Origin of the sequence: Parasphingorhabdus sp., assembly GCF_049667325.1 — a bacterium.
GTDB lineage: Bacteria > Pseudomonadota > Alphaproteobacteria > Sphingomonadales > Sphingomonadaceae > Parasphingorhabdus.
This window is the reverse complement of the sequence record NZ_JBATHY010000345.1, coordinates 1-6824: the sequence shown is the minus strand read 5'-3', so window position 1 is coordinate 6824 and position 6824 is coordinate 1. Positions and strand designations below refer to the sequence as shown.

7 protein-coding genes are annotated in these 6824 nt (G+C 53.9%); 1 reads left to right on the top strand and 6 read right to left on the bottom strand.

Annotated elements, in window-relative coordinates; genetic code table 11:
- A partial coding sequence (locus WBM93_RS14645) for an efflux RND transporter permease subunit (RefSeq protein WP_424432604.1) occupies positions 1-796 on the bottom strand: 796 nt, incomplete at its 3' end.
- A gap of 4 nt (positions 797-800) precedes the next feature.
- The gene (locus tag WBM93_RS14640; protein WP_424432603.1) at positions 801-1934 is read right to left on the bottom strand and encodes an efflux RND transporter periplasmic adaptor subunit; all 1134 of its coding nucleotides are present in this window, start codon (positions 1932-1934) and stop codon (positions 801-803) included.
- A gap of 293 nt (positions 1935-2227) precedes the next feature.
- Here WBM93_RS14640 and trxC point away from each other — a divergent pair, with 293 nt between their 5' ends.
- Positions 2228-2704: a thioredoxin TrxC gene (gene trxC / locus WBM93_RS14635; protein ID WP_424432602.1), complete on the top strand. Its 477-nt coding sequence runs from the start codon at positions 2228-2230 to the stop codon at positions 2702-2704.
- Between the two features lie 149 nt (positions 2705-2853).
- On the opposite strand, the gene WBM93_RS14630 is transcribed toward trxC, so the two are convergent.
- The 4 genes from WBM93_RS14630 to WBM93_RS14615 are packed head-to-tail and all read right to left on the bottom strand — an operon-like array spanning position 2854 to position 6512.
- Positions 2854-3546: an ABC transporter ATP-binding protein gene (locus tag WBM93_RS14630; RefSeq protein WP_424432601.1), complete on the bottom strand. Its 693-nt coding sequence runs from the start codon at positions 3544-3546 to the stop codon at positions 2854-2856.
- Entirely contained in the window at positions 3539-4741 is a 1203-nt protein-coding gene (locus WBM93_RS14625) for an ABC transporter permease (protein WP_424432600.1), read from the bottom strand. The genes WBM93_RS14630 and WBM93_RS14625 overlap by 8 nt, the downstream gene beginning before the upstream one ends.
- Positions 4738-5919 (bottom strand): efflux RND transporter periplasmic adaptor subunit, encoded by a 1182-nt coding sequence (locus tag WBM93_RS14620; protein WP_424432599.1) that lies wholly within the window; start codon positions 5917-5919, stop codon positions 4738-4740. Before WBM93_RS14620 ends, WBM93_RS14625 begins: the two co-directional genes overlap by 4 nt.
- A complete protein-coding gene (locus tag WBM93_RS14615) occupies positions 5916-6512 on the bottom strand; it encodes a TetR/AcrR family transcriptional regulator (RefSeq protein ID WP_424432598.1) in 597 nt (198 codons plus the stop codon). Before WBM93_RS14615 ends, WBM93_RS14620 begins: the two co-directional genes overlap by 4 nt.
- Between the last annotated feature and the right edge of the window lie 312 nt (positions 6513-6824).

Genomic DNA, 6824 nt, shown 5'->3' with positions numbered 1-6824 from the left:
GGCTGCCTGTTCGGACCTGCGCTACATCGCCGACACGGACAACCATTCCGCCTTCGGATTTGACAATGATGTCCGACAGATCACCGAGGTTCCGGATAGCGCCAACCGCGCGGACGATGAGAGATTCCTCTCCGGTGGTCAGCCGTCCTGCACCGTCATTTCGATTGCTGCTTTCAATCGCGCTGCGCAAATCTTCAATGGTTAGATTGGTTGCGGCGAGCGCAGCATTGTCGGGCACGACTTCATAAGTTTCAACATAGCCGCCGAGTGCGTTGACATCAGCTACGCCGGGCACCGTGCGTAGCGCCGGTCGTATGACCCAATCCAGAATACTGCGTTTTTCAGCTAGCGATTGTGGCCCTTCAAGCGTGAACATATACATGTCTGACAATGGCGTTGAAATAGGTGCCATTCCGCCGGTTACCGTCGCCGGAATTTCTCCCATCACTCCGTTCAACCGCTCCGCCACCTGGCTACGCGCCCAGTAGATATCGGTCGTATCCTGAAAGTCGATCGTGATGTCTGCGATGGCATATTTCGCCACCGAACGCAGGACCGTCTGATCGGGAATACCAAGCATCTCCATTTCAATGGGTGTGATGACCCGGCTTTCCACTTCTTCAGGTGTCATACCCGGCGCTTTGAGGATGATCTTCACCTGCGTCGAGCTGATATCGGGGAAAGCATCGATGGGCAGGTTGATAAACGCATAGGCACCAAAACCCGCCAGTCCGGTGGCTATGGCGATCACGGCCATGCGAAAGGCTAAAGCTTTTTCTACCAGTTGCCGGAGCATAGGATCAATCCTCGGCCATCATGACTTTGAGCTCGGCAATGCCGCTCGCTGCGACCTTTTCGTTCGCCTTTAATCCAGCGCTCAGGATTGCGTTGTCGCCGGATCGAGCGACCAGTGTCACTTCGCGCCTGGTAAAGCGATCGCCTGAAAGCACGAACACATAGTCCTTGTCGTCGATACGCGTGACCGACATTGCCGGAACCGACACACCGGTCTCGCTGCCATCCCCCTTGATCGTCACCAGGACGCTTTTACCCGCAACCATCCCGGGCGCTGCGCCGATGCGGGCTTTTGCCATGACTGAACGGGTCATCGGGTCGAGAGAAGGCGAGACCGAAATGATCGTTCCGCTGACAGCAACAGGATCAACATCATCGGATGTCCCGGGCAATTGCAACTCCACCGTCAGACCGGGGATAACTTTCTTCGCAAGCCGTTCGGGCAATTGAATGTCAAGCATGTAAGACGATGTTTTCTCGATCACAAAAGGTGCCGTCATCGTGTCAACCGGACCGCCGGTCTGGACGTTGATCGCTGATACACGACCCCCGATTGGTGCGCGTAGGGTCATCTGACCGCTGCCGCCGGCACCGGCTTGCGACAATATTCGTTGATACTCGGATATGTTGATCTGCGCTTCGTGCAGCGCTGCATTGGCTTCGTCAGCCCGTGCGCCAGCAATAATGCCTTCACTGGTGAGCTGGTTCAATCGCCGGGCGTTCGCTTGGGCCAGTCCCAATTGAGCACGGGCCCGAGACAGATCGGCGCCGATCTGCAACGGTTCGCGGGCTTTTACCGATGCAAGGGCAGCTCCTTGCGCTACCGCCTGTCCCTCTACCACAAACAGCCGGATTATCGCTCCATCAAATGGTGCGGCTACCGCGACGCTTGCTTCCGGTGGTAAGCTGACCATTGCCGGGACGGTGCCGAGTGGAACCTCGTCAGCAGCCTGTGCCGCGACAATCCGGATGCCGAGCTTTTTGATTTGCGCTGCCGAAATGGTTCCCGGTTTGGCGGTCGCCGTTACCGCAGATGTATCGGAATCTTTCGCAGCATCTCCTGAGAAGGCATAATATATGCCTGCTGCAACAAGAACTGTCGCCAAGGCAAGAACCAGAATTTTATTTCTACTTGTCATGGGGTCTCTCACCGAATTCAGGGTTGATTGCTAGGTTTCGACAATGCTTCGATCACGAAGTTACAGGCTGCTGCACGCCTAATTCGCGAGAAATTATTTGTGGTTTTGGCTGGCGATTTAGTCTCATCTTTTCCAATGCCGCTACCTTTCATCATTTGGGTGTATTGGGATCAAACTCTGACTAGGGTTACCAACCATGCTGTCTAAATACGTAATGTTACCGATAATGCGGAAACTGATATCGGTTCATAGCCTGCAAAATTAACGAACAAGACGAACGGGAGACTTGATATATGACTGATCCATTGATGATCATTTGCCCCTCCTGCAGCACGACCAACCGGATTCAATCGCAAAAGCTGAAGGGGAACGGTAAGTGCGGGAAATGCGGCAAGCCCCTGTTTGAGGGAAAGCCAGTCATTCTGAATTCCGGAAACTTCCATAAACACGCCAGCATTAGCGACATTCCGCTGCTTGTTGATTTCTGGGCCAGCTGGTGTGGCCCGTGCCGTCAGATGGCACCGGCGATTGACGCGGCAGCTGGGCAGCTTGAACCGAATGTGCGCGTCGCAAAGCTGGATACTGAAGCAGAACAGGAGATAGCCGGACGTTTCAACATCCGATCGATTCCTTCATTGATATTAATATCAAAAGGCAGAGAGATATCGCGCACGGCCGGAGCCATGCCCGCCGGATCGATTGTTCAATGGACCAATGCAGCTTCTATTAGTGTTCTTCATAAATATGGATCGGCGGAGCCTTTGAGATAGCTGACATATGGCAAGGCGCTAGCGAGGCCATTTCGATCTCCAGCACTACCTGATCAAACCATTCTTGTTTCAGCAATTAAGAGCTACTAATTTCGTATCGATGGGGCAGCCATGATAAAATGCCACAGGCGGATGCCGCTAGCTCAGGTTCATCCTTGGATTTCTTCATGGGTGACGCCGTCACGGATATTATACAGGCGGCGGAAAGTCGGGATGATTTTTTCGTCATGGGTGACAACGATAATGGCAGTCTCATATTGCTGAGCCATTTCATCCAATAGTTTCACAACCGCCAGAGCACGTTCACCATCCAGCGGTGCTGTTGGTTCATCGGCAAGAATCACTGGCGGACGGTTAATGAGCGCCCGCGCGATTGCTACGCGCTGCTGTTCTCCGCCAGATAGTTGCGAGGGCATCGCGGCGGCGCGGTGACCGACATCTAGTGCATCCAGAAGGTCCCGAGCCAGCCCCCTTGCCTTGTTGTTCGGTGTGCCCGCAAGCATCGACAAAATCGCCACATTGTCAGTCACATCCAGAAAGGGGATGAGATAGGGAGCTTGAAAGATGAACCCAATAAGATCACGGCGTAGCGCCCGCAGATCTTTCACCAGCCATTTATCGTCATAGATCATACGGTCACCGATGAACATTCGGCCGGACGTAGGCTCAATAACCGCACCAAGGCATTTGAGCAGTGTGCTTTTCCCCGAGCCAGACGGACCGATCAAACCCACCACTTCACCTGCTTCGACCTGCATACTGGACCCGCGAAGCGCATGAACGGCGGTGTCGCCGCTGCCATAGGTTTTGACGATATTTTCGATGCGAATACCCTCAGCCACCGATTGCCTCCGCCGGATCAACCTTGAGCGCCGCCTGAATGGCCAGAAAGCTTGCCAATGTGCAAATCACCATCACGATGGCAAAACCGAGCATAGAATCGCTGGGTAGCAGTAATATATATTTGGGAAAAAACGGTGCCCATAAAGTCGCAGCTATCTTGCCGACAACAAACCCGATCAAACCCAGCCCAAGTGCCTGTTGCAGGATCATCCACGAGATCGTTCGGTTGCGCGTGCCAATCAGTTTCAACACCGCAATCTCTCGGATTTTGCCTATCGTCATAGTATATATCATGAAGGCTACAATCGCGGCGCTGACAATTGCCAATATGACAAGAAACATGCCGATTTGGCGCGCTGAATTGGCGATAAGCTTTTCGACGAGAATTTCCTGCATCTGCGCGTGGGTATAGACCGTCATCCGCTGCCATCGGCGGATATCAGCGGCGACGCTATCTGCATCTGCGCCTGGCTTGATCGCTACCAAAATGGCGTTCACATTGGTGTTTCCCGTCTGTGCCGCATTGACCGCAGTTGCAACTGCGGGATTTCCCGGAGGATTGAGAATGGGGCTGGCGTCGGTGCGGGCGCGTTGCTGTATGATCGCATCGCTGTCTTTTTGAAACTGTGCCTGTTGGGCATCTTTCAATGTCAGAAACAGCATCGGATCACCGCCGGAAGAAACCATACGGCTCGTCAAGCCCACAATGCGATATTTGTTGCGTCGGACCTGAACCGTATCGCCGATTGCAAAGCCGGTTTTAACGTCTGCGACGGCTTCATAATGGCCGCGCACAATCTGCCGGCCCGCTATCAAATGCGTTGGCTGGCCTGGCTCACCCATGCGCGACATATCGGCGCCGACAACCATCACCCGAACGTCGCGGCCCCTATAAACAATCTGCATCGTCAAATAGGTGACGCCCGCCGCGCGTTCCACTCCCTGCATCGCGCGAACAGGATGTTTTGTATCTTCATTCAGGCTGGATGGTTCCGCATAAGGTCCAAGCGTGTCCTTTTGCACCACCCACAAATCAGCGCCGCTATTGTCTAGTAGCGCCTGCGCATCATCGACCATGCCGCGATACACCCCGGCCATTGAAAGAGTAACACCAATTAGCAAGCCAAGTCCGACACCGGTCAGCAGGAATTTGCCCCAGCCATGGATAATATCGCGGCCAGCAAGACTGATCATGGCAGTTTATCGACAATTGAAATGCGGCTGTTTGCTGATAGTTCAGCCGCACTGTGGGTTATAATCTGGTCGCCTTTCTTGAGGCCGACTTTGATCTGAACCCAACCATCCAGATCGGCAGCGCCAAGCGAAACAGGAACGAAGGTTAGATCGCCGTCACGAAGTGCCCAAACACCGATCTTGCCATTCACGTTCTGGATGGCGGAATTCGGTATGGCGATGCTTTTCTTTTCTGCCGGAAGTATGACCGTAACTTCGGCCAATTCGCCAATGGGAGGTAGGTTCTCCATTGCTAAAAAGCCGATCTTGGCAAGGATCTCCTCGGTGATGGCATCGGCCAAAGGCTCCACGCGGATAACCGACCCAGCAATCATAGTATCGGGCTTTGAACGCAGCTCAATTTTGGACTTAAGGCCTGAGGTTAAACCACCCGAACGGGTTTGGTCAAAGCGAGCGTTGATCCACAGTTCCGCCGGATCAACGATCTCGACCACTGTTTGTCCGGCAACAACCGTTGTTCCGGGTTCCACCGCGCGTGTGACTACGAGTCCGGCCCTTGGCGCGACCAGCCGCAAATTTGCTTTCTGGGCAATCAGTGCAGAACGGTCGAGGCCTGCGCGGCTTCTGTCTTGCTGTGTTGCCGCGAGATTTGCCTGAGCGGCGGCAAGGCCGGCTTGTGCTGCCGCTAGTTCCTGTCTGCGCTGGTCGACCATCGCCTCGGTAACCCAACCGTCTTTAATAAGTGCTTCAACCCTTGCTGCTTGCGTCCGGGCCAACCTTACACGGGCGCTGGCATCCGAGATTTGCGCCGAAGCCGATTGCTCCATCGCGGCATTTCTCGCTTCGGTGCTTGCTGCTGCATCTATCCGTTGATTAAGGTCAACAGGATCGATTTGCGCAAGCAACTGTCCTTGCTCGACTCTATCACCAACATCGACGACCAGCATCGTGATACGCCCCGGTGCGGTCGATCCGACCCTTTGTGTATAGCGCGCTTCGACTGTGCCAATGCCAAATAGTGATGGCGCTATTGCGCGCTCTTCCACTGCCGCGACCGTGACGTTGATTGGAGCCAAAGGACCGGCCCTCAATGCCACCCAGATGAAGAGCAGAACCAATGGCACTAGCACGGCAGCGATGGTCAGGTTACGCCGGTTGAGGACGGCAGGCAGTTTCATTTTTTAGCTCCGATCCCGCTCAAATAGATGTTGAAAAGCCGACCAGACATTTCGCGCATCGCGCCGAAGTCGCCGGTCATCATGGTTTGCATCACCAAGCCTTGAACGATGCCAAGGAACATGATTGCCGCAGCGGGAATATCGGTATCGCTAGCAATGAGGCGTGCAGCTTTCGCCGCTGTGAGCCTGTTTGCCAACCGCGCACCATATTCCACCATGAGTTCCTGTAAACGCGCCTTTGCCGGAGTTTCGCCACTGCGCTGTAACTCCCCGAAGAGAATGGGCGGGACACCGGGATGAGTGACGACAAACTCCACATGCGCAGAAAGCATTGCCTCTAGCTCATCCATCGGATTGTCACATTCAATCTGGTCAAGGCGGGCCAGCAAATTTTCTGCCGTCCAATCCATCACCGCCGTCCAGATTTCCTGTTTGGTGGAAAAATGGCGGAACAATGCCCCCTGCGTCACGTCCATATAATCGCCGATTTGCGCAGTGGTGATTTCGGCGGGATTCGACGATGCCGAGAGTGCAATCACGGCTTCAACCGTTGCGGCTCGGCGTAGTTTCGATGTCAGGTTTTTACGATTCATATTGCACTCATATATAAAAGATAGTAATTAGTCACTATCTTTCTGGAGTCGCTATTTTGATTTTTCTTGCCATTCCCTTTGCAAATCCGGGCAATTATTCGACCGTCCAAACATGTTTATGGAACGGTCCATGCGACAAAGGTTAGAGCGGATGTTTCGCTTTGAATATATCAGCGGAAATCCGCTCGTCGCCCGGCATCACACCTCCTCCCTTGGTGCCGGGCGACCTTTCTGAGCATACATATTATGACACCCAACTTATCTCCCAACAATCGCAGGGTCTTCGTGTGGGATTTGCCCACACGCATTTTC